The sequence below is a fragment of the Naumannella huperziae genome (assembly GCF_054073625.1).
The window spans coordinates 2,717,229-2,739,329 of the sequence record NZ_JBSXPH010000001.1 but is presented as its reverse complement, the minus strand read 5'-3'; the positions used below and the strand labels follow the sequence as shown (position 1 = coordinate 2,739,329).

Here is a 22,101-nt window from a genome sequence, read left to right as displayed (position 1 = left end):
CTAAGCTCAATCGAGAAATCCCGAGGCAATCTGCTTAGCAGGACTGAGGAATCGAGGAGCTCACGTGCAGAACTGGGACCGGCTGCGGGTGTTCGCGGCGGTCGCCGAGACGGGCTCGATCGGGGCCGCCGCCGACCTGCTGCACATCACCGGCTCGGCGGTCAGCCAGCAGGTACGCAACCTCGAGCGCGACGTCGGCGCGGCGCTCGTCGAGCCGGCCGGGCGCGGCATCCGGCTGACCGCCGCCGGCAGCGAACTCGCCGCCTGCGGGCTGCACCTGCGCGAGCGGATCGAGCGCGCCGAGTCCGCCGTGGCCGCGATCCGCGACCGCGACGCGCTCGGCGGCCCACTGCGGTTCGGGGTGGTGATGAGTGCCATCCGCACGATCGTCGGCCCCGCCCTCGGCCGGCTCACCGCACGCCACCCGGCGCTGCGCCCGAGCATCGTCGACGGCGAGGCGGTGGACGGCATCGAGCTGGTCCACACCCGCCGCCTCGACGCGGCGCTGGTGGAGTCCTGGCAGGACCGGGCGCCCCGCGGGCTGGCCGCGATGCGCGCCGAACGCATCCTCACCGAGCCGGTCGACCTCGCCCTGCCCGGCGCGGCCCCGCGCCGCCCGCACCGCCTGGCTGACGCGGCGGGCCTGGCGTGGACCTCCTGCCCGGCCGGCAGCGAGGCGTACCTCGCGCTGACCGACCTGCTGCGCGATGCGGGCCTGCCGGTCGACATCCGCTACGAGGTGCCCGCGTTCGGCGCCCAGCTCGAACTCGTCGCCGCCGGCCTGGCCGCCGCGCTGGTGCCGCGCCTGGCGCGGACGGAGTCCGTGCCGGTCAGCTACGTCGAGCTCACGCCCCGGGTCAGCCGCCACCTCTATCTGGTCACCCGCCGAGACGACGAACGCCGCGTGCTGGCCGAGCTCGCCGCGCAGTTGCGCGCCGCCGGGGGCGAGGGCCTGGCGCGCGATCCCGACACCGAGGCCGAAGGATTGCCGAGCGAGCCCGCCGCGCGGCTAGTCTGACCCAATCGTGAAACGAGCCGCCCGCTATGTCTTCGTCCGCCACCGGCACAACTGGATCCAACTGATCCGGTTCGGCCTGGTCGGCGGCTCCGGCGTCGTCGTCAACAACATCATCTTCGTGCTGGCCAACAAGATCTGGTCGCACCCGAACGACGTGGTCTTCGCGATCCCGTTCACCGACTTCAACGTCCGCTGGCAACTGATCTACTCGACGCTTGCGTTCCTGATCGCCAACCTGTGGAACTTCATGCTGAACCGGCACTGGACGTTCAACAGTGCCAAACACGCGAGCTGGCTGCGGGAGTACTGGCCGTTCCTGCTGGTCGGCTTCGGCGCGCAACTGGTCACCATGCTGATCGAGACGCTGATGATCAACCCGACCTCGCCGCTGTACCTGCCGGGGCCGCCGTTCACCGAGGGCAGCACCGGGCTGACGAACCGCTACTACTGGGCCCACCTGATCGCGATCCTGATCACCGTGCCGATCACCTTCGTGCTGAACAAGCTGTGGACCTTCTCGGCCGTCCGCGGGCGCAAGCGCCACGACGAGCACGCGCCGCCGGTGCCGATGGTGGCCCCGGTCGTCGCGCCCGAGGTGGAGGACGAGGCCGAGCAGGCGCTGGCCGAGCAGGCCGCCGCGCACCCGGATCGGCGCCACTCCGAGCCGGTCGGTGCGCACCACGACGACGAGAGTTCGCGGAGGTAGTCGATGTATCTGAAGAGCCTCGTGCTGCGCGGCTTCAAGTCGTTCGCGTCGGCGACGACGCTGCACTTCGAGCCGGGCATCACCTGCGTGGTCGGGCCGAACGGCTCGGGCAAGTCGAACGTGGTCGACGCGTTGAGCTGGGTGATGGGCGAGCAGGGCGCGAAGTCGTTGCGCGGCGGGAAGATGGAGGACGTGATCTTCGCCGGCACGTCCGGCCGGGCGCCGCTGGGGCGGGCCGAGGTGGAGCTGACCATCGACAACGCCGACGGGGCGCTGCCGATCGACTACACCGAGGTCACGATCAAGCGGACGATGTTTCGCAACGGTGGGTCGGACTACCAGATCAATGGCGAGAACGCCCGGCTGCTCGACGTCCAGGAGTTGTTGTCGGATTCGGGCATCGGCCGCGAGATGCACGTGATCGTCGGCCAGGGCCAGCTCGACTCCATCCTGCAGGCCACCCCGGAGGGCCGGCGTGGCTTCGTGGAGGAGGCGGCGGGCGTACTCAAACACCGCAAGCGCCGGGAGAAGGCGGCCCGCAAGCTCGAGTCGACCGAGGGCAACCTGAACCGGCTGAACGACCTGCTGGCCGAGGTACGCCGCCAGCTCAAGCCGCTCGGCCGGCAGGCCGAGGTCGCCCGGAAGGCGGCCGTCATCCAGGCCGAGGCCCGCGACGCGCGGGCGCGGCTGCTCGCCGATGACCTGGTACAGGCGCGGCTGGCGCTGGCCTCCGAGCTTGCCGACGAGGCAGCCGCGCGGGAGCAGCGGGTACGCCTGGACGCGGCACTGGAGGAGGCCCGCGGGGACGAGGCGGAGGCGGAGGAGCAGCTGCGGCTGGGCCGGCCGCGGTTGGCCGCGGCGCAGGAGAGCTGGTACGAGCTGTCGGCCCTGGGCGAGCGCGTCGCGAGCACGATCTCCATCGCCCGCGAGCGGGTCCGGCATGCCGAGGCGGCGACCGCGGAGGGCGAGGAGCGCGGGGGCCGCGATCCCGAAGAGCTGGACGCCGAGGCCGAGGCCGTCGGCGCGCAGGAGGCCCAGTTGCGCGGCGAGGTGGAGGCCGCCGACGCCGCGCTCGCCGAGGCGACCCGGCTGCGGGTCGCCGGCGAGGCCGCCCACGCGGAGGAGGAGAAGCGGTACGCCGGGCTGGTCCGGGCCGCCGCCGACCGGCGCGAGGGACTGGCGCGGCTGCACGGCCAGGTGAGCTCGCTGACCAGCCGGCTGGAGGCCGCCGATGCCGAGCTCGGGCGACTCGGCGAGGCGCGGGCGGAGGCCCTGGCCCGGGTCGAGCAGGCCAATGCCGACTTCACCGCGGTCGAGTCCGGGGTGGCGAAGATGACCGCGGGCGAGGAGGGGCTGGACGCCGAGCACGAGCAGGCGGCCGCCGAGCTGGAGCGGATCGAGACCGAGCTTGCCGAACTCGCCGGAGCGGAGCAGGCGGCGAGTTCGGACCGGGCCGCGGCGCAGGCGCGCGTGGAGGCGCTGCGGCTGGGCCTGGACCGCAAGGACGCGACCGGCGCTCTGCTCGCGGCAGGCGAGCGGCTGGACGGCGTGCTCGGCTCCGTGGCGACCCTGGTCGGCATCGAGGCGGGCTACGAGACCGCGGTCTCCGCCGCGCTCGGCGCCGCCGCGGATGCGGTCGCGGTCGGCAGCGTCGACGCCGCGGTCGGTGCCTTCCGGCACCTGAAGGACGAGGATCTCGGCCGGGCCGGGATGCTGCTCGGCTCCGCGGAGACGATGGACCGCGCGGGCTGGCCGGAGCTGCCCGACGGGGTGCGCTATGCCGCGGACGTGCTGGTCGCCTCCGATGGCCTGGCCCCCTCGGTCGGGCGCCTGTTGCACAAGGTCGCCGTCGTGGGCGATCTGGCCGCTGCGCGCGAGCTCGTCCAGGCGTACCCCGATCTGACGGCGGTGACGCGCGAGGGCGACATCTTGTCCGCGTGGTACGCCGCCGGCGGCTCCCAGGCCAAGCAGTCACTGATCGAGGTGCAGGCCGCAGTGGACGACGCCGAGGCGGCGCTGGCGCGCGCGGGCCACGCGCTGGAGCGGGCACGGTTTGCCCGCGCCGAGCTGGGCAATCGGCGCGCGGACGCCGCGGCCAGGGTGGAGGCGGTGCTGGAGCGGCTGCACGCCTCCGATGCGGAGATGTCGGCCGTCGCGGAGCAGCTCGGCCGGCTCGGGGCCACGGCCCGCTCGGCGCAGGCCGAGGCCGACCGGGCGGAGAAGTCGATCGCCGAGGCCGAGCAGGCCAGGGACCGCAACCGGGCGGGCCTCGCCGAGCTCACCGAGCGGCTGGAGCTGGCCTCGGCCGAGGTCGAGGAGGGGGCCGAGCCGGACCCGGCCGAGCGTGACCGACTCGGCGAGCAGGCCCGCACGGCCCGGTCGGCGGAGATGGACGCGCGGCTGGCGCTGCGGACGCTGGAGGAGCGGGCCCGGGCGCTGGCCGGCCGCGCCGACTCGCTGCGCAAGGCGGCCGAACACGAACGCGCGAGCCGGGAGCGGGCAGCGCAGCGACGCCGCCAACTGCTCGCCGACGCCGAAGTCGCCCGCGCCGTCGAGCAGGCGTGCCGCTGGCTGGCCGAGCGGATCGCGGCAGCCCGCGAGGCGGCGGCGGTCGAGCGTACCGAGGCAGAGCGGGTACGCGCGCAGGCCGATGAGGTGCTGGCGAGCGCGCGGGGGCGCTCGCGCGAGCTGGCCGGGGAGCTGGAAAAGCTGGTCGATGCGGTGCATCGCGACGAGCTGGCGCGCGCGCAGCAGCGGATGAAGGTCGAGGCGCTGGAGGAGAAGGCGCTGACGGAGCTGGGCATCGAGGGCGAGGCGCTGACCGAGGACTACGGGCCGGAGCGGGCCGTGCCGGTGCTGACCCGCGAGGACGGCTCGGCGCTCACCGAGGACGACGAGCAGCCCGAGCCGGTGCCCTACGTCCGCGACGAGCAGGTCCGGCGGCTGAAGAAGGCCGAGAAGGCCCTCGGCGTGCTGGGCCGGGTGAATCCGCTGGCGCTGGAGGAGTACGACGCGATGCAGGAGCGGCACGCGTTCCTCGCCGAGCAGCTCGACGATCTCAAGCGCACCCGGGCCGACCTGGCCGGCATCATCGAGGACGTCGACGCGCGCGTGCAGCAGGTCTTCGCCGAGGCGTACGCCGACGTCGAGGCGGCCTTCGCCCGGGTCTTCGCCCGGCTCTTCCCCGGTGGCGAGGGGCGGCTGGTACTGACCGACCCGAACGACATGTTGATCACCGGCATCGATGTCGAGGCCCGGCCACCGGGCAAGAAGGTGAAGCGGCTGTCGCTGCTCTCGGGCGGCGAGCGGTCGCTGGTCGCCGTGGCGTTCCTGGTGGCGTTGTTCATCGCCCGGCCGAGCCCGTTCTACATCCTCGACGAGGTCGAGGCGGCGCTGGACGACACCAACCTGGGCCGGCTGCTGGAGATCTATGAGGAACTGCGCGACAACTCCCAGTTGCTGGTGATCACCCACCAGAAGCGGACGATGGAGATCGCCGACGCGCTGTACGGGGTGTCGATGCGCGGCGACGGCGTCTCCGCGGTGATCAGCCAGCGGCTCGGGGCTCGCGCCTCGGCCTGAACTGTCGACCCGCCCGGCGCGGCTGGTTGCCATCGACCGCGGTCTGGGCTATTGACACACCCGTCACACGTGTCACACTGGTCACGGCAGTCGGGCTGGCTGCCGACCTTCCCCACTCCAGCTCAAGGGATTCGCCATGGATCTGATCGACATGACCGTGCTCTTCGTCTTCCTCAGCGCGCTCGTCGCCACGGGCGTGATCGCGCTCGTCGTGATCGGCATGCAGGGCCGCTACCGCGAGCGGCACCCGGGCGCGGCCGACCTGCTCGCGCGCACCGCTCGGGCGCTGAATGGCGACGCGACCCCGCCGCGCAGCTTCCAGCGCCTGCTGCACTGACCTGTCGGGCTGGACCTGAACCGTGGTCGAGGGGCCAGCATCGGGGCCATGAGTGCAGCCGACATTCCGAGCCCGGTGACCTGGGCGGCCGTGATCGAGCACCCGGGCGCCGATCCGGTACGCGACCGCCACGTCTACTCCGCCCCCGGCGTCCGGGCACTGATCGTGCCCGTCCCGTCCGGTGACGCCGCCGCCGAGGTCGCGCGCGCCCTCGTCGACGAGGGCGTCAGCCTGATCGAACTCTGCGGCGGACTGACCAGCGCCCACGTCGCCGCGGTCCAGGCGGCCGTCGGCGACCGGGCCGCGGTCGGGCATGTGACGTTCTCGTCCGAGGCGCTGCAACGCGCCGCCGCCTATGCGGGGGCGGCGGGCTGACGGCCCGTGCGCGACTGAGCTCCCGGGCGACTCGGGACGCGCGGACATGCCGGGCGGTCGCTGCCGCGCGTGCACGTGCCTAGGATGACCGGGTGGATCTGACCCTCATTCTGATCATCGTCCTGGTCGCCGGTCTGGTCGCGGTCGCGATCGGCGGCGTCGCGGCCCGCCGGCAGGCCATCAGGGCCCGCGAACGTGCCGAACTGGAGGGCCGCGCCGCCGAGGAGTCCGGCGAGCCCCCGGCGCCCGGGGGAGTCGCGGTCGACGAGCGGGAGGAGCCGGCGGTCACCGACCGCGAGCAGACCGTCCCGGCTCCCGCCCCGGAGGAGACCGTCGAGGTCGACGAGACCCTCGAGGAGGTCGAGGCGCCGGCGGACTCGGTCGCCGTCCCGCTGGAGACCCCGGAGCCCCCGCGTACCCGCCTGCAACGCCTGCGCGCCCGGCTCGCCCGCTCCGACAACCCGCTGTCCCGCGCCATGCTCGGCCTGCTGTCGGGCGAGAAGCTGGACGAGGAGACCTGGGAGGACTTCGAGGACACGCTGCTCACCGCGGATCTCGGTGTCGGCCCCACCACGCAGCTCACCGAGCGGCTGCGCGAGCGGTTCACCGTGGACGGCATTGCCGATCCCGACCGGGCCCGGACCGTGCTGCGCGAGGAGTTGCTGGCGCTGATCGGTCCCGACACCGACCGCGGCCTGCACACGGACGGTACGCCGGGAGTGGTGCTGGTGGTCGGTGTCAACGGCACCGGCAAGACCACCACCGTGGGCAAGCTCGCCCGGGTCCTCGTCGCCGAGGACCGCGATGTCCTGCTCGGCGCCGCCGACACCTTCCGCGCGGCGGCCGCGGACCAGCTCGAGACCTGGGGCGAGCGGGTCGGCGTACCGACCGTCCGCGGCATCGAAGGTGCCGATCCGGCCAGCGTGGCCTTCGACGCGGTCAGCGCCGGCGTCGAGAACGAGGTCGACGTGGTGATCGTCGACACGGCCGGGCGGCTGCACACCAAGACCGGCCTGATGGACGAGCTGGGCAAGGTCAAGCGCGTGATCGAACGCAAGGCGCCGGTCACCGAGGTGTTGTTGGTGATCGACGCCACCACTGGTCAGAACGGTCTGACCCAGGCGCGGATCTTCGCCGAGGTGGTCGACGTGACCGGCGTGGTGCTGACCAAGCTCGACGGCTCGGCCAAGGGCGGGATCATCGTCGCGGTGCAGAACGAGCTCGGCGTACCGGTCAAACTGGTCGGCCTCGGTGAGGGCGCGGACGATCTTGCGCCGTTCGATCCGGAGGTCTTCGTCGACGCGCTGCTCGATCCGACCCGCTAGGGCGTGTTGCTAAGTGATCCCCGAGGTTAGGTCACGCACCGACCCGATTGGCCTGTCATGATGGAGATATGAGCGAGCAACCACAGGGCGGCGAGACTGAACTCAACATCCGGCCCTCCATCGGGCCAACAGACTATCCGTTGCTCAAAACGATCTGGCGAAGCGCAGTCAACGCCACTCATGACTTCTTATCCGAAGTGGACCGAAGAGAGATCGAATCCAAGCTGGAGACTGACTATTTCCCCGCCGTCTCGCTATCTGTCGCAGAACTCGAAGGTCGCCCAGCAGGATTCTCCGGCGTCTTGAACGGAAAGCTTGAAATGCTGTTTATCGACGCTGAACGACGCGGCGGAGGTATTGGAACGAGACTTCTGAGACACGCGGTCAAGGAACATCGCGTCAGAAGCGTTGACGTTAACGAGCAGAATGTCCAAGCTGTAGAGTTCTATACACATCGAGGATTCTGCGTGATTGGCCGAAGCGAAACCGACGATGCCGGACGCCCCTACCCACTGTTGCATCTACAAGTGAGCTAACACGTGGGGGGCCTGCTCCTTCTCGAGAACTATAGCCATTGGAGTGCAGCGGCGAGGCAGACTCCAGCGTGATAGTTGCGGGCAGTCGTATCTGCCGTCTGTCCTGGTGTGAGGATGAACGCCAGCGCTCGTCCTCGACCATCAGCGACCAGGTGGTTCTTGGTCGTCAATCCCCCACGTGATCGGCCAATTGCGTGATCGGGAGGTTCCTCGCCGAATTTCTTGTAGTTCGGCTGTGCCCCCTGTGTGGCGAGAGGGCGTCGTGCCATGTTGGTGGACACGCACGATTGTTGAGTCGATCGAGGCTACCCAATCGAGGGATTTGCTGTAGGCGGCAAGAGGCTGGACGTGTTCAAGTAGTTTGCCCAGACCCCGGCCTGGGCCCATCGGTTGAAGTTCTTGTAAATCGTGTTCCAGTTCCCGAACCGTTCAGGGAGGTCTCGCCATGGTGCACCGGTACGGTATCGCCACGCAGTGGCTTCGACGACTATGCGCCTATCGATCGGCGAACGACCCGTCGATTTCATAGGAGGGAACACGTGGCCAATGACGGACCACATCTCATCAGAAACTACATCACGCGACACGTGAGTAAGTCTCTCTGAAGAGCGAGTGAGAAACATTTAGCAACACGCCCTAGGCCGCGCCGCCTGACATCCGTCACCGGCGGTCCCTGACGCGATCACCCGAAGCGGTGACGACAGGCATCGGTGGCGGCGGCCGGGATGCGGGAGCGTACCGACATGATCACCAAGCGCCTGCTGGCCGCCACCGTCATCACCGCCACGCTGCTGTTCGGCGGCTGCACCGCGGCCCCGACCGCCGACTTCGGCCCCGCCGAGTTCGGCCGCTACGTCACGCCGCTGGACGACCTCGCCCTGCCCGCCGCCGTCGACGGCGCCCGACTGGTCGGGATGGGCGAGGCTACCCACGGCAATACCGAGTTCCTGGCCGCCAAGCAGGCGGTGTTCGCGGAGCTGGCGACCGAGCACGGCTACCGGGTCTTCGCCATCGAGGGCGACTTCGGCGGCGCGGCAGCGGTCAATGCCTATGTCCGCGACGGCAGCGGAAGCGCGCAGGAGGCCGTCTCGGCGATCGGCTTCCCGATCTACCGGACCCGCGAGTTGGTGGCACAGGTGGAATGGATCCGCGACTTCAACACCCGCGCCAAGGCCGGGGACAAGATCAGCTTCTACGGTGTCGACTTCCAGCGCTATGACCGCAACAAGGACGGCCTGGCGAGCAACCTGTCCGCGCTCGACCCCGGTTTCGCGAAGGAGGCCGAGGAGGCGCTCGCCCCGCTCACCGACGCCAAGTTCCGCGGCCTGGACGATGAGCAGCAGCGCAGTGCCGCGGCCGCCGCCCGGACCGTGTTGGACACCCTGGTCGCCCGCGAGCAGCGCTACGCCGAGACCGATCGGGCGGCCTACGATCTTGCTCGGCAGTACGCCACGATCATCTGGCAGGGCGCCGAGTGGCGCGCCAGCGGCGCCGACTCCAATCTCCGCGACGCCTTCATGGCCGACAACGTGGGCTGGGTGCTGGACCGTGAGCCCGGACGCCGGGCGTTCTTGTCCGGGCACAACGGCCACGTCCTGACCACCCCCTACACCTTCACGCCGACCGGTGCGCTGCTGCGGCAGCGGCTGGGCGACGACTACTACGCCATCGGCACCGACGTGGTGAACTCCACCTTCACGATGGCCGGGGTCAGGGGCTCGTCGCAGGCCAGCATCAGCAACGGGGCCGCGAAGGAGTGGGCGCGACTGTTCGGCGAGAAGGAACCGGGCTTCGTCGACTTCGCCTCCGCCAGCGCCGATCCGGCCGTTGCCGCCTTCCTGCGAGAGCCACGGGCGATGACGAATGTCGGCAACGAGGTGGTGCCGGGCTTCCAGTTCCTGCCGTTCACCTACACCATCACCCTCGCCCCGGCCGAGTCCTACGACGCGCTGGTCTTCGTCGCCGACGCGACGCCGACCACCCTGCTGCCCCCGAGCTGACCGGCTACGAGTTGATCGGCTACGAGCCGGCCCCGCGGGGCGAGCCGGCGGCGATCAACTGGGAGTACAGCGTGCGGACCGCTTCCTCCGGCGCCGGATTGGGTACGCCGATCTCGCCCCGCTCGGTGAGGTCGTTGCCGAACTCGAGGCAGACGGGGCGCAGCACCTTCATGTTCAGCCGCTCCAGGGTCTGGTCGAGGGCGGCGATCGCCTTCCGGGCGCCGCCCCAGCCGTAGCCGACACAGCCCACCGGAAGATCGCGCCATTCCGCCCAGAGGTAGTCGATGGCATTCTTCAGCGGCGCCGGATAGCCCGCGTTGTACTCGCCGGTGACGATGATCAGCCCGTCGATGCCCATGATCAACTCCGACCAGGCCCGGGTGTGGGGCTGCGCATAGTTGCCATTGGCGGGCAGGTCGGGCTCGTCCAGCAGTGGAAGACCGATCCGGGCCAGATCGAGGGCGCGGGCCTCGACGTCATCAGGCGCGAGTTCGGTCACCCAGTCGGCCACGTGGTGGCCGATCCGGTTGGGTCGGGTGCTGGAGATCAGGATGCCGATCCGCGCGAGCGGATCGTCGGAAGGGGGCGGGGTGGGGGTCGATTCGGTCACCGCCCCATGCAAGCACGGCGCTCAGCCGAGCTCGGCCCGGACGCGCCACAGGCGCAGCGCGAAGTGCAGGTCGACCGAGCGCGGCGGGCGCCGCCAGTCGGCGCCGATCAGCGCGCCGATCCGCTCGCAGCGCTGCCGCACGGTGTTCGGGTGCACGTGCAGGCGCCCCGCCGACCCGGTGCTCGATCCCGATTCCAGCACCGCCCAGGCCGTCTCGGCCAGCCGCGTGCCGTGCCGCTCGTCGTAGGCGAGCACCGGGCCGAGCTGGCCGGTGATCAGCTCGTCGACCAGCGCCGGGTCGTTGCCGGCGACCAGTACGCCGGCGAGGCCCAGCGCGGGCGGGTCGGCCGCCGCGGCCGCGGCGCCCAGGGCCTCGAGCGCGTGCGCGGCCCGCCGGGCGGTGACATGTGCGGCCGCCACCTCGGCCAGCCCGTCCGCCGCGATGCTCCAGCCCAGGACGGCGGGGTTCGGGCGGACCGCCGCCAGCACGGCATCGGCGGAGTGCTCGGGGCCCGCCGGCTGCGCCAGCACGCACAGGTGACCGTCATGGGAGGACGCCAGCGCGGGCGCCGGGGCGAGCGCGGCGCGGGCGGCGCGGACGAACGCCTCGCGGCTGCCGCCGAAGCGGCGCGCCACGAGCACCAGTACCGGGCGGCGCGGGGCGAACCCGAGGGCCCGGGCCCTTGCGAGCAGTTCCTTGCCCGGGGTCGCGCTCGCCAGCAGGTCGTCGACCAGCTCGGCGTGCCCGCGCGACAGGGCCTCGACCTGGTTGCGCTGGACGGCCACCGCCGCGCCCACGGCGGGCGAGGAGCGCCCCAGCAGTTGGCGCTCGCGTTCGCCGAGGCGCGCGTGCGGGACCCGGCAGATCACGGTGGCGACGTGCCCGCCGCCGTGGCGTGCGGCGAGCACCGTGGCGTCGGCGCCCTCGACCCCGACCGCCGCCGCGGTGTGCAGCGAGGCGGCGACCGCCGTGCCGAGCGCCGCCGCGGCCACTCCATCGACCTCGGCGCCCGGCTCGATCAGCTCCACCGGGTGACCGACGCGGGCGCCGATCAGGGTGCAGACGGCCTCCGGACCGTCCGGTACGCGGGCGGTCAGCTCGTCGTGGAACCGCGCGGCCACCGGATCGGCGCCGCCCGCGCGCAGCCGCTCCAGCTCCAGCGCGACCGCCGCCGCCTCGGCCATCCGGCGCAGCGCGGCGATCTGGCGGCGGCCGAACCGCATCCGGGTGCGCTGGGCGACCAGCAGCGCTCCGACGACGTGCCCGCCGACGCGGATCGGGCAGCCGTGAATCGCGCGTACCCCTTCGCCGACGACGATGTCGTCGATCCGCGGCAGGTGGTTCATCGCGGCGTCATCGGTGTAGTCGGTGGTCTGCACGTCCACCCCGCCGGCCGCGACCGCGCCCAGGACGCCGGTACCGAGCGGCATCCGGATCGTCCGGTACGCCTCGGTGCGCACGCCGTCGGTGTACTCGATGTGCGTCTCGCCGCGGCCGAGATCGTTCAGGCTGAGATAGGCCATGTCGGTGCCGAGCAGATCCCGCGTGCGGCGCACGATGCCCTGCAGCACGAGGTGCGGGTCGCGCAGATCGGCCAGGTCGACCGCGCACTCCGAGACCGCGCGGAGCACGCGGGTCGGGGTGGGGTCGCGCGGGGTCGGGGCCGGTTCGGGCACCCCTCGAGCCTAGCGGCCGGGGTGTGTGTCGATGCCAGGTTCGCAGCCATTCTGTGTTGCCTGACCACATTGGCTCGGCCGAGGGTGCGGCGCAACGGTGGAGGCAGGCCGCAAGACCCGACGACAAGCGATGGAGGTTGTTGTGACGGAGATGAAGGTGCACGTCCTGTCCACGGGCGTGATGGAGACGGACCTGACCTGGCTGCTGCTGAAGGGCGGCCGGACGATCCGGGACCGCCACCACAAGGACGATCCGGTCGTCTGGGGCGATTGTCCGACCCACGCGGTGCTGATCGAGCATCCCGACGGCAAGATCTTGTGGGACACCGGCGTACCCCGCGACTGGGAGCAGCGCTGGGCGCCCACCGGTTTCCAGGAGTTCTTCCCGGTACGCGAGCCCGTCGACGGGCCCGGCTACCTCGACACGGCGCTCGCCGACCTCGAGCTCGGACCGGATGACATCGACGTGCTGGTGCTCTCCCATCTGCACTTCGATCACGCCGCCAACGCCAAGATGTTCCCCAAGGCCAAGATCATGGCCCAGCGCGCCGAGCTGGAGGGCGTGGAAACGATCACCGGCGAGTTCGCGGGTGCGCACCTGGTCAGCGACTACGCGGGACTGGACATCGAGCCGATCGACGGCGACGCCGAGATCGCCCCGGGCGTTGGCGTGATCTTCACCCCCGGGCACACCTGGGGCACGATGTCGCTGCGGCTCGACCTGCCCAATGACGGGACCAAGATCTTCACCTCCGATGCCGTGTATCTCGCCGATTCCTGGGGCCCGCCGGCGGTGGGCGCGGCGATCGTCTGGGACAACGTCAAGTGGTTGGAGTCGGTGGACAAGCTGCGCCGGATCGCCGACGAGACCGGGGCCGAGATGATCTTCGGCCACGACGCGGAGCAGGCCAAGACGCTGACCTATGCACCCGACGGCCACTACAGCTGAGGCGCCATGATCATCTACGACTACCGGTGCGAGGCCGGGCACGGGTTCGAGGCCTTCGTCGCCTCGGCCTCGGCCGACGCGCCCGCCTGCCCCGAGTGTGGGGCCGCGAGCCGGCGCCGGCCGTCGGCGGTGAACACGACCGGCGCCTCGACCGGCCCGAGCCGCGAGCAACTCCCGCACAGTTGGAATGCGGTCGGCAAGGGCGATCGCGACGCGGTACGCCACTGGCACAACCTCGCCAGTCGGCGCGAGAAGCTGGAGGAGAGGCACCCCGAGCTGGCCGGGGACCGGCGCCCGGTGCTGGCCCACGAGGGCATCTTCGCCGGTCGGCCGTTGCGGGCCGGCGACGACATCGGCGCCGCGGTGGCCCGGGCGAGCGCCGACCGGCGAGACGCCGATCAGGCGACGGGCAAACAGGAGAGCGCGAAGAAGAAGGAGACCAGGTGAGCGAGCAGCAGCAGGGCACCGAGGAGACGATCTTCACCTGGGGGGCACCGCCGCTCAAGGTGGGCAACGGGGCGAGCGACGAGATCGGCTTCGACGTCGCGCAGTACGGGGCCAAGCGGGTGCTGGTGATCACCGATCCCGGGCTGGCGGCGACCGAGGTGCCGCACCGGGTCGCGGACGCGCTGCGCCGCCACGGCCTGGAGGTCGAGGTCTATGACGGCGTACACGTGGAGCCGACCGACGAGAGCATGGAGAAGGCGATCGCCTACGCCGCGGCCCAGGGGCCGTGGGACGCGTTCGTCGCCGTCGGCGGCGGCAGCTCGATCGACACCGCGAAGGCGGTCAACCTGCTGACCACCTTCCCCGGCGAGCTGATGGACTACCTGAACGCGCCGATCGGGCGCGCGCAGATCCCGCCCGGACCGCTGAAGCCGCTCTTCGCGGTGCCGACCACCGCGGGCACGGGCGCCGAGAGCACCAACGTCTGCATCATGGACGTGTTGTCGATGAAGGTGAAGACCGGGATCAGCCACTGGCGCCTGCGCCCGACGATGGCGATCGTCGACCCCGCGCTGACGATGACTCTGCCCCCGGAGGTGACCGCGGCCGCCGGTATGGACATCTTGTGTCACGCTGCGGAGTCCTACACCGCCCGCTGGTACGCCGACTTCGCGCGCAAGGCGCCCGAGGAGCGGGTCACCTACTGCGGCGCCAACCCGGTGTCGGACCTGTGGGCGGAGAAGTCGCTCGGGTTGTTGGCACGGTCGTTTCGCCGCGCGGTGCACGAGGGCGACACCGAGGCCCGCGGCGACATGATGTTCGCGGCGACCTTCGCGGGGATGGGATTCGGCAACGCGGGCGTACACATCCCGCATGCCAACGCCTACCCGATCGCCGGGATGGTCCGCGACTTCCGCCCGTCGGGTTATCCGCAGGAGGAGGCGATGGTGCCGCACGGCATGTCGGTCTCCCTGACCGCACCGGAGGCGTTCCGCTACACGTTCTCCGCGGCTCCGGACCGGCACCTGCGGGTGGCCGAGCTGCTCGCGCCGGACGCGGAGCGGACCGACGATCCGGCCGACCAGTTGCCCTCGGTGCTGATCGACCTGATGCGCGACATCGGGATTCCGAACGGCATCGGCGGGGTCGGCTTCACCGAGTCCGACGTGCCCGACCTGGTGCCCGGCACGATGAAGCAGCAGCGCCTGCTGACGATGGCACCGCGCGTGCCCAGCGAGGAGGACATCGCGGGCATCCTGACCCGCTCGGTCAGCAACTGGTGAGGCTCAGCCGACGTTGGTCTCGTACGCCTGGTCGCGGGTCTCGCGGGTCAGGAACAGCGAGACCATGGTGATCACGGCCGCGCCGGACAGGTAGAGCCCGACCAGCACGGGGCTGCCGCCGGCGCTGCGCCACAGGAACAAGGCGATGAACGGCGCCACCGCCGCGCCGAGGATCGAGGCCAGGTTGTAGCTGACCGCCGAGCCCGTGTAGCGGACATTGGTCGGGAACATCTCGGGCAACAGCGCGCCCATCGGGCCGTAGGTGAGCCCCATCAGGCTGAAGCCGATGATCAGCACGGCCATCACGCCGACGAAGCCGCCGCCGAACATCGGCACCCACAGCGCGCCGAAGACGGCGATCCCGGCCGTGATCACCAGCAGCGCGCGACGCCGGCCGAAGCGTTCGGCCAGTGGGCCCGCAACCAGCACGAAGGCGCCGAAGAACACCACCCCGACGATCATCATCGCCAGGAACTGGCTGCGCGGATAACCCAATCCGGGAACCTGCGCGTCCGGCGCCGCCGTGCCGAAGCTGAGCACGAACGTGGTCAGCAGGTAGAACAACACGTAGGTCGCCAGCATGTTGAAGGTGCCGAGGATCAGCGGCCGCAGGTGGGTGGTCACGACATCGCCGAGCGGGACCCGGCGTACCGCACCCTGGGCCTGGACCCGCTGGAAGGCCGGCGACTCGACGAGCTGCAGTCGCACGTACAGCCCGAGCAGGACCAGCACCGCGCTGGCCAGGAACGGCACCCGCCAGCCCCAGCTCGCGAAGGCCTCGGGAGTGAGCGACTGAGACATGATGATGAAGAAGATGTTCGCCAGGATGAAGCCGATCGGCGCGCCGAGCTGCGGGAACGTGCCATAGATGGCGCGCTTGCCCTCCGGCGCATTCTCGGTCGCGAGCAGCGCCGCGCCGGACCACTCACCGCCCAGGCCGATGCCTTGGCAGAACCGGAGGATGACCAGGCACAGGGGTGCCAGGACGACCCAGCCGGGAGTGGCGGCGGTCGGCAGGCACCCGATCAGGAAGGTGGCGACGCCCATGGTCAGCAGCGAGCCGATCAGGGTGCCCTTGCGGCCGATCCGGTCGCCGAGGTGGCCGAAGATGATCGAGCCCAGCGGGCGGGCGATGAAGGCCACGCCGAACACCGCGAACGAGCCGAGCAGCTGCGTGGTCGGGTCGGCATTGGGGAAGAACAGCTTGGGGAAGACCAGCACGGCCGCCGTCGCGTAGATGTAGAAGTCGTAGAACTCGATCGACGTGCCGACCAGGGAGGCGAAGATGACCCTGCCGCGCTTGTTCACCGGCGCCGATGCCGAGGCTGTATCCGTCACGTGCTGCCTTTCTCGATGCGTGCCGCTCTCGTCCGGGCGGCGTGCACGGCGAAGGGCTCGATGATTGTGCACCCGGTCACACCGTTCGGGTGCGGATATCCGGAGAATGGGCAGCGGCGGGTACGCTGGGCCGCCGTACCGACCGCCTGACCGAAGATCTCCGGGACCGAGGAAGCCTTGTTCGACACACTGCAAGACCGGCTGGCCGCGACCTTCAAGGGCCTGCGCGGCAAGGGCCGGCTGACCGATGCCGATATCGACGCCACGGCGCGGGAGATCCGGATTGCGCTGCTGGAGGCCGATGTCAACCTGGCGGTGGTCAAGGAGTTCATCGCCGCGGTCAGGGAGCGCGCCAAGGGCGCCGAGCTGTCGGGGGCGCTGAACCCGAGCCAGCAGGTCATCAAGATCGTCAACGAGGAGCTCGTCGACATCCTCGGCGGGCAGACGCGTACCCTCCGCTTCGCCAAGCGGCCGCCGACCGTGATCATGCTGGCCGGCCTGCAGGGTGCGGGCAAGACCACGCTGGCGGGCAAGCTCGCGAAGTGGCTCGCCGAGCAGGGGCACACCCCGCTGCTGGTGGCCGCCGACCTGCAGCGGCCGAACGCGGTCCAGCAGCTCACCGTGGTGGCCGAGCGTGCCGGCGTCGCCTGGTACGCCCCGCAGCCCGGCAACGGGGTGGGCGACCCCGTCGCGGTTGCGCGCGAGTCCATCGGCATCGCCGAGACCAAACAGCACGATGTGGTGATCGTCGACACCGCCGGCCGGCTCGGCGTCGATGCCGAGCTGATGCAGCAGGCCGCCGACATCAAGGCGGCGGTGAACCCGGACGAGGTCTTGTTCGTCGTCGACGCGATGATCGGCCAGGACGCGGTGAACACCGCGAACGCGTTCGCCGAGGGGGTCGGCTTCGACGGCGTCGTGTTGACCAAGCTCGACGGTGACGCCCGTGGCGGCGCCGCGCTGTCGATCGCCCGGGTCACCGGCCGGCCGATCATGTTCGCCTCCAACGGCGAGAAGCTGGCCGACTTCGACGTCTTCCATCCCGACCGGATGGCCAGCCGGATCCTCGGCATGGGCGACATGCTCACCCTGATCGAGCAGGCCGAGAAGACCTTCGACGCCGAGCAGTCGGCCAAGGCCGCGGCCAAGCTCACCGGCCGTGGCGGCGAGTTCGGGCTGGGCGACTTCCTGGACCAGATGAAGGCGGTACGCCGGATGGGGCCGCTGTCCAAGATCTTCGGCATGCTGCCCGGCGCCGGCGCGATGAAGGACCAGATCGCCAACATCGACGAGAAGGAGATCGACCGGCTCGAGGCGATCATCTTGTCGATGACGCCGACCGAGCGGGACAACCCGAAGATTCTCGACGGCTCCCGGCGCTCCCGGATCGCCAAGGGATCGGGCACCAAGGTCTCCGACGTCAACCAGCTCGTCGACCGCTTCTTCGAGGCGCGCAAGATGATGACCGCGTTGGCCAGCGGCTCGATGCCCGGAATGCCGGGAATGCCCGGAATGCCGGGCGGCGGTCCCGGGAAGAGCGCCCAGCGCTCGGGCAAGCAGCAGGCGAAGAAGGGCAAGAAGCGCGGCAAGGGCGTCTCCGGGAATCCCGCCAAGCGGGCCGGCGCGATCACCACCGGTGCCGAGGAGACGCCGGCCGATCCCGCGGCCGCGTTCGGCAATCTGGACCCCAGCCAGCTCGACGAGAAGCAACTGCAGCAGGCGATGGGCGATTTCGAGCTGCCGCCGCAACTGCGGGACATGTTCAAGAACCGCTGATCGCGGCGGGTGGCAGGATGCCGGGCATGGAGACGCTGCATCTGCACGGGACGTGGCTGCCGTCGGGCGAGGTGGCCGATCGCTGGATCGTCGACGGGGTGATCACCGACGAGCCGCAATCCGATGCCACGACGATCGCAAGCGATGCGTACCTGATGCCCGGGCTGGTGGACGCCCACTGCCACATCGGGCTCGGCCCGGACGGCGCGGTCGACCGCGACGAGGCGGTACGCCAGGCGATCACCGACCGCGACTCCGGCGTGCTGCTCGTCCGCGACGCCGGCATCCCCGCCGACACCCGCTGGGTGCAGGAGCGCACGGACCTGCCGCGGACCATCCGGTGCGGCCGCCACATCGCCCGCGCCAAGCGCTACATCCGCAACTACGCCGAGGAGGTCGAGCCGACCGATCTCGTCGGCGCCGTCGAGCGGCAGGCCGCGGATTCCGACGGCTGGATCAAGATCGTCGCCGACTGGATCGACCGGGGTTCGGGCGACCTGGCCCCGCTGTGGCCGCGCGAGATCCTCGGGTCCGCCATCGACCGCGCCCACGAGCTGGGGGTACGCGTGGCTGCCCACGTCTTCGGCGAGGAGGCCGTCGCCGATCTCGTCGAGGTCGGCGTCGACTGCGTCGAGCACGGCACCGGACTGACCGACGAGGTGATCGCGCAGATGGCCGACAAGGGAATCGCGCTGGACCCCACCCTGGTGCAGATCGAGAACTTCCCGATCTTCGCCGAGCAGGGCGAGGACAAGTTCCCCACCTACGCCAAGCACATGCGCGATCTGTTCGCCCGCCGCTTCGAGACGGTCGGTAAGGCCCACGATGCCGGCATCGCCATCTACGCCGGCAGCGATGCCGGCGGCCTGCGCCCGCACGGCACGATCGCGGAGGAGATCGCGCTGCTGTCCCGGGTCGGGGGAGCAGACTTCGCGCTCGGCGCCGCGAGCTGGCGGGCCCGGGACTGGCTCGGTGCCGCGGGGCTGGGGGAGGGCGATCCCGCCGATCTGGTGATCTTCGACGCCGATCCGCGAGCCGATGTGACCGTCACCGCCAGCCCGGACCGGGTGGTGCTGCGGGGCCGGGTGGTGACCCCGGGGCAGGCCGGGCCGGCCACCCCGTAACCTTCGCCGGAACTCGACGAAGGGCTCCCGACATGACCGAGCAACCCGCTACCGCCGGCCCCGCCGAGGAACGGACCGCCGAGACCCTCAGCCCCGCCGATGCCCGCCGCGTCGCGATCGGCGCGCTGGTCGGCACCGCCATGGAGTGGTACGACTTCTTCCTCTTCACCGCCGCCGCCAGTCTGGTCTTCAACAAGACCTTCTTCGTCACCGGAGATCCGACGACATCGCTGTTGGCCTCCTTCGCGACCTTCGGCGTCGGCCTCGTCGCGCGCCCCATCGGCGGCCTGCTGTTCGGCTGGATGGGCGACCGGTACGGGCGGCGACGGACGTTGTTGATCACCATCGTCGGAATCGGCATGGTGACCGGTCTGATCGGCCTGCTCCCGGACTACTTCCAGATCGGCCTGGCTGCTCCGCTGTTGCTGATGGCACTGCGGGTGCTGCAGGGGCTCAGCGTCGGCGGGGAGTGGGGCGGTGCGATGACCCTGGCCATCGAGCACGCGCCGTTGCACCAGCGCAGCCGCTTCGCCGCGATCCCGCAGATCGGTTCGCCGATCGGCACGATCATGTCGTCCGGCCTGTTCGCGATCATCGGGCTGATCGTCGGGCAGGGTGCTGCGTTCACTGCCTGGGGCTGGCGGATCCCGTTCCTGCTGGCGATCCCGCTGCTCGCGGTCTCGCTGTGGTTGCGCAGCCGGCTGGAGGAGTCGCCGGTATTCGTGGCGATGCTGGACACGAGGTCGGTCGATCGCACGCCGGTCCGCTCGATGTTCCGCCTGCAGTGGCGCCAACTACTGGTGGCCAGCCTGGTTGCCATGCTCGGCGTACCGGGCTTCTACCTGGTCACCGCGTTCATGATCAGCTACGGCAACCAGACCCTGAAGATCGACTCGACCGTGTTGCTGGTCGGCAGCCTGCTGGCGGCCGTCGGGCAGATCCCGACGGTGCTGATCTGCGGGCGGCTGGGCGAGCGCTTCGGTGCCAGCCGGGTGATCATCGGCGGCGCGGTGCTGAGCGCCGTGGCGGCCTTCCCGGCCTTCGCGCTGCTGGCCACCCGCAATCCCATCGCGGTCGCCGCCGGCATGATCATCGCCGTCTGCCTGCTGTCGGTCTCCTATGCCGTCTCCGGAACCTTGATGACCGGCCTGTTCCGACCCGAGATGCGCTACACCGGCACCGGAATGGCGCAGAACCTGGCCGGCGTCATCTCCGGCTTCATGCCGCTGCTGGCCACCGCGCTGGTCGCCGGCGCGGGTCAGCACTGGTGGCCGGCCGCGGTGTTGCTGATCGCGATCGCCGCGCTGACCGGCCTCGGCGGCATTCTCGGACCGCGGTACGCCGTCCCGCTGGCGGGCTTTCGGCACTGACCGGCGGCGGGCGAGTTGGTCCGCCCGGTTCGTTCTGGCAGAATTGCCCGCGCATCTGTGCCGTCGGGGCGCCCTCTCACCGCGCCGGCCGGCCAGAGCCATCCGGCCCGAGGCCCCCGGTGTCCCCACGCCGAGCCGAGGACCATCCCTACTTCACAGGAGATACCACCCACGTGGCTGTCAAGATTCGACTGAAGCGGCTCGGCAAGATCCGCACCCCGCACTACCGCATCGTCGTGATGGACTCGCGGCAGAAGCGCGACGGCAAGGCGATCGAGGAGATCGGCCAGTACCACCCGAAGAACGACCCGTCGATCATCGTCGTCGACTCCGAGCGGGCGCAGTACTGGCTCGGCGTCGGCGCCCAGCCGACGGAGGCCGTGGTGGCGCTGTTCAAGCGCTCCGGCGACTGGCAGAAGTTCAGCGGCGACACCAGCCCCGCCGGCATCGACCCGCAGCCCGAGCGGACCGACAAGACCGCCGCCTTCAACGCCGCCCTCGGTGGCTCGGCCGCCGCCGGCGACGCCGTGAAGACCAAGGCCAAGAAGTCCGCCAAGGCCGACGAGGCCAAGGCCGACGAGGCGAAGGCCGACGACGCCAAGGCCGACGACGCCAAGGACTACGGCGAGAACTCCTTCCGTGGGGAGAACCCGCCGGAGGGCTTCGAGATCAAGGGCAACGAGGACTCGATGAAGTTCCACACGCCCGACTCGCCGTGGTACGGGCGGACCATCGCCGAGGTCTGGTTCAACAGCGCCGAGGCGGCGCAGGCGGCCGGCTTCGTCAACGCGGTGGCCGACGCCGGGACCGAGTCCTGAGCATGCTGGCCGATGCGCTGGAGCATCTGGTCCGCGGGCTGGTCAGCCGGCCCGACGAGGTGCGGGTCGCGGACAAGGATCTGCGCCGCGGCCGGATCCTCGAGGTCCGGGTCGACCCGTCCGATGTCGGCAAGGTGATCGGCCGGCAGGGCCGCACCGCGACCGCCCTGCGTACCGTGATCAAGTCCCTCGCCGGACGCGAGCGCGTGCAGATCGACTTCGTCGACGTCGACCGGCCGCGCCGCGGCCGCTGATCGGACGTGGCTGATTCCCGGACGGTCGAGGTCCGGGTGGGGCGGATCGGCCGCCCGCACGGCATTCGCGGCGAGTTGACGATCACGCCGCGTACCGACGAGCCCGATCGGCGTTTCGCCGCCGGCGCACGGGTACGCGATGCCGGCGGCCGGTCTTGGACGGTGGCGCGCAGCCACTGGCACCAGGGCCGGCTGCTGGTCAGCCTCGACGGCGTCGACGACCGCACGGCCGCCGAGCTGTTGCGCGGCGTCGAGCTGTACGCCGATGTGCCGGGCGCCGAGACGCCCGCCGGCCCCGGGGAGTACTGGGATCGCCAGCTCGTCGGCCTGGAGGTGCGCGATCACGCGGGTACGCCTGTCGGCCGGGTTCGCGGCATCGCCCACCTGCCCGCGCAGGACCTGCTGGAGATCGCCGCCGACGGGTCGATCCACCTGGTGCCGCTGGTCGCCGCACTCGTCGTCGAGATCGACCTGGATAAAGGTTTCCTGAAGTTGGCCGACGTGCCGGGCCTGATGGGGTAGTCCGACCCCCGACGAACTACCCTGACAGCCGTGTCCCGCTCGCAGTCTGCATCC

General features: G+C 70.8%; 20 protein-coding genes and 2 pseudogenes. 18 read left to right on the top strand and 4 right to left on the bottom strand.

The window, feature by feature from the left end:
* Positions 1-64: 64 nt before the first annotated feature.
* From ACXDC7_RS13030 to ACXDC7_RS13000, 7 genes are all read left to right on the top strand, one after another.
* Positions 65-1,018, top strand: a complete 954-nt coding sequence (locus ACXDC7_RS13030; protein ID WP_179445994.1) for a LysR substrate-binding domain-containing protein — start codon at positions 65-67, stop codon at positions 1,016-1,018.
* Positions 1,019-1,025: 7 nt separating this feature from the next.
* Complete coding sequence (locus ACXDC7_RS13025) at positions 1,026-1,724, top strand: GtrA family protein (protein ID WP_459222394.1); 699 nt, start codon at positions 1,026-1,028, stop codon at positions 1,722-1,724.
* Positions 1,725-1,727: 3 nt separating this feature from the next.
* Positions 1,728-5,306, top strand: coding sequence for a chromosome segregation protein SMC (smc, locus tag ACXDC7_RS13020; protein ID WP_459222393.1), 3,579 nt, complete (start codon positions 1,728-1,730; stop codon positions 5,304-5,306).
* 136 nt (positions 5,307-5,442) lie between these two features.
* Positions 5,443-5,643 (top strand): hypothetical protein, encoded by a 201-nt coding sequence (locus ACXDC7_RS13015; RefSeq protein WP_179445997.1) that lies wholly within the window; start codon positions 5,443-5,445, stop codon positions 5,641-5,643.
* A 48-nt stretch (positions 5,644-5,691) separates the two neighbouring features.
* Positions 5,692-6,018, top strand: coding sequence for a DUF6506 family protein (locus ACXDC7_RS13010; protein ID WP_459222392.1), 327 nt, complete (start codon positions 5,692-5,694; stop codon positions 6,016-6,018).
* A gap of 92 nt (positions 6,019-6,110) precedes the next feature.
* Positions 6,111-7,343 (top strand): signal recognition particle-docking protein FtsY, encoded by a 1,233-nt coding sequence (gene ftsY, locus ACXDC7_RS13005; protein WP_343045976.1) that lies wholly within the window; start codon positions 6,111-6,113, stop codon positions 7,341-7,343.
* Between the two features lie 68 nt (positions 7,344-7,411).
* Positions 7,412-7,879: an acetyltransferase gene (locus tag ACXDC7_RS13000; protein ID WP_459222391.1), complete on the top strand. Its 468-nt coding sequence runs from the start codon at positions 7,412-7,414 to the stop codon at positions 7,877-7,879.
* Positions 7,880-8,184: 305 nt separating this feature from the next.
* Here the strand turns inward: ACXDC7_RS13000 and ACXDC7_RS12995 are convergent, their stop codons facing one another.
* Complete coding sequence (locus ACXDC7_RS12995) at positions 8,185-8,439, bottom strand: transposase (RefSeq protein WP_459222838.1); 255 nt, start codon at positions 8,437-8,439, stop codon at positions 8,185-8,187.
* Positions 8,440-8,622: 183 nt separating this feature from the next.
* On the opposite strand from ACXDC7_RS12995, the gene ACXDC7_RS12990 reads away from it, so the two are divergent.
* Positions 8,623-9,879, top strand: coding sequence for an erythromycin esterase family protein (locus tag ACXDC7_RS12990; protein ID WP_179445999.1), 1,257 nt, complete (start codon positions 8,623-8,625; stop codon positions 9,877-9,879).
* A 19-nt stretch (positions 9,880-9,898) separates the two neighbouring features.
* On the opposite strand, the gene ACXDC7_RS12985 is transcribed toward ACXDC7_RS12990, so the two are convergent.
* Both ACXDC7_RS12985 and ACXDC7_RS12980 read right to left on the bottom strand, forming a co-directional pair.
* On the bottom strand, positions 9,899-10,489 hold the full coding sequence (locus ACXDC7_RS12985; protein WP_179446000.1) for an NAD(P)H-dependent oxidoreductase: 591 nt from the start codon (positions 10,487-10,489) through the stop codon (positions 9,899-9,901).
* Between the two features lie 21 nt (positions 10,490-10,510).
* The gene (locus tag ACXDC7_RS12980) at positions 10,511-12,166 is read right to left on the bottom strand and encodes a GAF domain-containing protein (RefSeq protein ID WP_459222390.1); all 1,656 of its coding nucleotides are present in this window, start codon (positions 12,164-12,166) and stop codon (positions 10,511-10,513) included.
* Between the two features lie 151 nt (positions 12,167-12,317).
* Here ACXDC7_RS12980 and ACXDC7_RS12975 point away from each other — a divergent pair, with 151 nt between their 5' ends.
* From ACXDC7_RS12975 to ACXDC7_RS12965, 3 genes are read left to right on the top strand one after another with little or no spacing between them, the layout of a single operon-like run.
* The gene (locus tag ACXDC7_RS12975) at positions 12,318-13,115 is read left to right on the top strand and encodes an N-acyl homoserine lactonase family protein (RefSeq protein WP_459222837.1); all 798 of its coding nucleotides are present in this window, start codon (positions 12,318-12,320) and stop codon (positions 13,113-13,115) included.
* Between the two features lie 6 nt (positions 13,116-13,121).
* Positions 13,122-13,562, top strand: a complete 441-nt coding sequence (locus ACXDC7_RS12970; protein ID WP_179446002.1) for a zinc ribbon domain-containing protein — start codon at positions 13,122-13,124, stop codon at positions 13,560-13,562.
* Entirely contained in the window at positions 13,559-14,845 is a 1,287-nt protein-coding gene (locus ACXDC7_RS12965; protein ID WP_459222389.1) for a hydroxyacid-oxoacid transhydrogenase, read from the top strand. Before ACXDC7_RS12970 ends, ACXDC7_RS12965 begins: the two co-directional genes overlap by 4 nt.
* Positions 14,846-14,848: 3 nt before the next feature.
* Here the strand turns inward: ACXDC7_RS12965 and ACXDC7_RS12960 are convergent, their stop codons facing one another.
* Positions 14,849-16,183 (bottom strand): MFS transporter, encoded by a 1,335-nt coding sequence (locus ACXDC7_RS12960; protein ID WP_179446004.1) that lies wholly within the window; start codon positions 16,181-16,183, stop codon positions 14,849-14,851.
* A 177-nt stretch (positions 16,184-16,360) separates the two neighbouring features.
* Between ACXDC7_RS12960 and ffh the strand changes: the two genes are divergently transcribed.
* The 7 genes and pseudogenes from ffh to rimM all read left to right on the top strand — a co-directional run bounded on the left by ffh (position 16,361) and on the right by rimM (position 22,047).
* The gene (ffh, locus tag ACXDC7_RS12955) at positions 16,361-17,959 is read left to right on the top strand and encodes a signal recognition particle protein (protein WP_179446005.1); all 1,599 of its coding nucleotides are present in this window, start codon (positions 16,361-16,363) and stop codon (positions 17,957-17,959) included.
* 26 nt (positions 17,960-17,985) lie between these two features.
* Positions 17,986-19,083 (top strand): amidohydrolase family protein, encoded by a 1,098-nt coding sequence (locus ACXDC7_RS12950; protein WP_459222388.1) that lies wholly within the window; start codon positions 17,986-17,988, stop codon positions 19,081-19,083.
* A gap of 32 nt (positions 19,084-19,115) precedes the next feature.
* Positions 19,116-20,453 carry an MFS transporter gene (locus ACXDC7_RS12945; RefSeq protein WP_179446007.1) on the top strand — a complete coding sequence of 446 codons (1,338 nt, stop codon included), beginning with the start codon at positions 19,116-19,118 and terminating at the stop codon, positions 20,451-20,453.
* 173 nt (positions 20,454-20,626) lie between these two features.
* Positions 20,627-21,067: pseudogene (gene rpsP, locus ACXDC7_RS12940) on the top strand (30S ribosomal protein S16); the annotation flags it as partial.
* Positions 21,068-21,271, top strand: a pseudogene (locus tag ACXDC7_RS12935) (sunset domain-containing protein); the annotation flags it as partial.
* Between the two features lie 2 nt (positions 21,272-21,273).
* Positions 21,274-21,525: an RNA-binding protein gene (locus ACXDC7_RS12930; RefSeq protein ID WP_179446008.1), complete on the top strand. Its 252-nt coding sequence runs from the start codon at positions 21,274-21,276 to the stop codon at positions 21,523-21,525.
* Between the two features lie 6 nt (positions 21,526-21,531).
* Positions 21,532-22,047, top strand: a complete 516-nt coding sequence (gene rimM, locus ACXDC7_RS12925) for a ribosome maturation factor RimM (protein ID WP_459222387.1) — start codon at positions 21,532-21,534, stop codon at positions 22,045-22,047.
* The last annotated feature ends 54 nt before the right edge of the window (positions 22,048-22,101 follow it).

Coding starts and splice junctions, on each gene's coding strand:
- ACXDC7_RS13000 (WP_459222391.1), top strand. CDS start 7,412: ATGAGCGAGCAACCACAGGGCGGCGAGACTGAACTCAACATCCGGCCC.
- ACXDC7_RS12990 (WP_179445999.1), top strand. CDS start 8,623: ATGATCACCAAGCGCCTGCTGGCCGCCACCGTCATCACCGCCACGCTG.
- ACXDC7_RS12995 (WP_459222838.1), bottom strand. CDS start 8,439: ATGTGGTCCGTCATTGGCCACGTGTTCCCTCCTATGAAATCGACGGGT.
- ACXDC7_RS12950 (WP_459222388.1), top strand. CDS start 17,986: ATGGAGACGCTGCATCTGCACGGGACGTGGCTGCCGTCGGGCGAGGTG.
- ACXDC7_RS12945 (WP_179446007.1), top strand. CDS start 19,116: ATGACCGAGCAACCCGCTACCGCCGGCCCCGCCGAGGAACGGACCGCC.
- ACXDC7_RS12975 (WP_459222837.1), top strand. CDS start 12,318: ATGAAGGTGCACGTCCTGTCCACGGGCGTGATGGAGACGGACCTGACC.
- ACXDC7_RS13015 (WP_179445997.1), top strand. CDS start 5,443: ATGGATCTGATCGACATGACCGTGCTCTTCGTCTTCCTCAGCGCGCTC.
- ACXDC7_RS12930 (WP_179446008.1), top strand. CDS start 21,274: ATGCTGGCCGATGCGCTGGAGCATCTGGTCCGCGGGCTGGTCAGCCGG.
- ACXDC7_RS12970 (WP_179446002.1), top strand. CDS start 13,122: ATGATCATCTACGACTACCGGTGCGAGGCCGGGCACGGGTTCGAGGCC.
- smc (WP_459222393.1), top strand. CDS start 1,728: ATGTATCTGAAGAGCCTCGTGCTGCGCGGCTTCAAGTCGTTCGCGTCG.
- ACXDC7_RS13010 (WP_459222392.1), top strand. CDS start 5,692: ATGAGTGCAGCCGACATTCCGAGCCCGGTGACCTGGGCGGCCGTGATC.